2 protein-coding genes are annotated in these 2,025 nt (G+C 43.4%); both read right to left on the bottom strand.

Annotated elements, in window-relative coordinates:
* Positions 1-69 precede the first annotated feature (69 nt).
* Positions 70-1,143: a HAMP domain-containing sensor histidine kinase gene (locus WS40_RS10380; protein ID WP_046442155.1), complete on the bottom strand. Its 1,074-nt coding sequence runs from the start codon at positions 1,141-1,143 to the stop codon at positions 70-72.
* A 4-nt stretch (positions 1,144-1,147) separates the two neighbouring features.
* A complete protein-coding gene (locus tag WS40_RS10385; protein ID WP_046442156.1) occupies positions 1,148-1,825 on the bottom strand; it encodes a response regulator transcription factor in 678 nt (225 codons plus the stop codon).
* Positions 1,826-2,025 lie beyond the last annotated feature (200 nt).

Here is a 2,025-nt window from a genome sequence, read left to right on the forward strand (position 1 = left end):
TCCCAAAAGCAGGAAATCTCGACTCTTTGAGCGCTGTTTTTTTACAACGCCTTTTTTATGATACTAAGGTCATTTGTCGTTTTGCGGGAGCGTAACAATAAAATTTGTACCCTTTCCGTATTGTGATTCTACACGGATATTGCCGTTGCACAGCTCCACGATACGCTTAACAAGGGGCAAACCAAGTCCGTTTCCCTCTGAAGCGTGTGCCCTGTCCCCTTGATAAAAACGCTCGAAAATGTGTGATATGGTCTGCTGATCCATGCCAATGCCACGGTCAGTTATCTCAGCCGTTATCACATCACCCTCTTTAAAAAGCTTTACTCTGATAGAGCTTCCCTCTGGGGAGAATTTTATGGCGTTGCCTATTATGTTCACCCACACCTGCGAAAGCATTTCCGCATTGGTGGTGTATTGTATCTCCTGCATATCAATGTCAAAGCTTATGTCCTTAGCCGTCCATTGCTTTTCCAGAAGAAGTATGCAGTTTCTTATCTGCTCGTCAAGGGAAAAACTTGTCTTGTCAGTGATTATCTGCTGATTTTCAAGCTTTGAAAGCATAAGAATGTTCGATGAAAGATTGGTCAAACGCTTTGATTCGCTGATGATAATGTCAATGTATTCCTGCTTTTTCTCTTCTGACAGATTTTCTTTTTTTAGCTGTTTCGCAAAGCCCTGGATAGAAACGATAGGCGTTTTGAACTCGTGGGAGAAGCTGTTGATAAAATTCTCCCTGAACATCTCGATACCCCCAAGCTCCTGCGCCATTTTGTTGTAGCTTTCTATAAGCTCGTCTATCTCGCCGTTAAAGCCTGTTACCTCTAACCTTTGAGAAAAATCTCCCTTTTCTACCCTGTGCATTGCCTTTTTTACCTCACGCACAGGTCTTACTATCTTGCTTGCTACAGCGGCAGAAATGCAAGTGCCGATTATTACAGATACCACAAGTCCCACAATAAGGAAAACAAAAGGCATTTGCAAAGGGGATAGAAAATGCAGGCATCTTTTTATGCCTATCATTATAAATCCCGTAAGAAGCCCTGCCCATATCATTATCATAAATACCGCCGAAACTATGCTGGCGTTCATGGTGTAATTTCGCCTGCGCTCTGAGCGAAGAGCAGAGATAAGATGTTTTTTCATGAGCCTATCCTTTCAGCTTGACCGCCTTGTAGCCAAGCCCTCTCACTGTCAATATCTCAAAATCGTGGTTATTCTTCAAATGCTCTCTTATGCGGTTTATGTGTACGTCCACAGTGCGCTCGTCAGTGTCTGAGGTCATATCCCAAAGCTCGTCCATAAGCTGACGGCGGGTGAATATCTTGTCGGGATAGGAAAGAAGCTTGTAAAGAAGCATGAACTCTTTCGGCGGAAGCTCCCTTATGCCCTCAGGGGTCTTGATAGTCAGTGCGTCATAGTCGAGAGTGGTGTCGCCCACAGTTATCTTGTGGTCGCTCACTATCTGTGAACGTCGCAAAAGTGCCTGAATACGCAGAAGCATTTCCTCCTCGTCCACAGGCTTCACCATGTAATCGTCCGTACCTTTTATAAAGCCCTGCTTTTTGTCAAAAGCCGTTTCCTTAGCCGTCACCATTAATATAGGCGTCTGAAACCCAGCCTTGCGGATAGTTTCGCAGAGCTCCAAGCCGTCCATACGAGGCATCATAACGTCCATTATAATAAGGTCAACGTGTTTTTCGTCCATTATTTCGAGAGCCTCTATACCGTCACGAGCCTCGATAGGTGTGTAGCCGTTGTCGCTAAGCACATCACAGGTCAGTTTGCGAGTGTTAGTATCGTCCTCCACCACAAGTATGTGAAACATTTTTTACCCCTCCGTTCACTTTGCATTTTTTTATTATATCACGGTTTTATTAACGTGATATTAACGATGTCAAGACACATTTAGTTCAAAATTCCATGTTGATCCTGCACAATTTCAGGGGTATTGCCCTGTGCAAACAAATGATTTATATTTTAATTTGGCAACATTTCTGCAATTGTTGCATTTTTTATGCAACAAAA

This window comes from Ruminococcus sp. N15.MGS-57, assembly GCF_000980385.1.
Lineage (GTDB): Bacteria > Bacillota > Clostridia > Oscillospirales > Ruminococcaceae > Hominimerdicola > Hominimerdicola aceti.

Coding starts and splice junctions, on each gene's coding strand:
- WS40_RS10380 (WP_046442155.1), bottom strand. CDS start 1,143: ATGAAAAAACATCTTATCTCTGCTCTTCGCTCAGAGCGCAGGCGAAAT.
- WS40_RS10385 (WP_046442156.1), bottom strand. CDS start 1,825: ATGTTTCACATACTTGTGGTGGAGGACGATACTAACACTCGCAAACTG.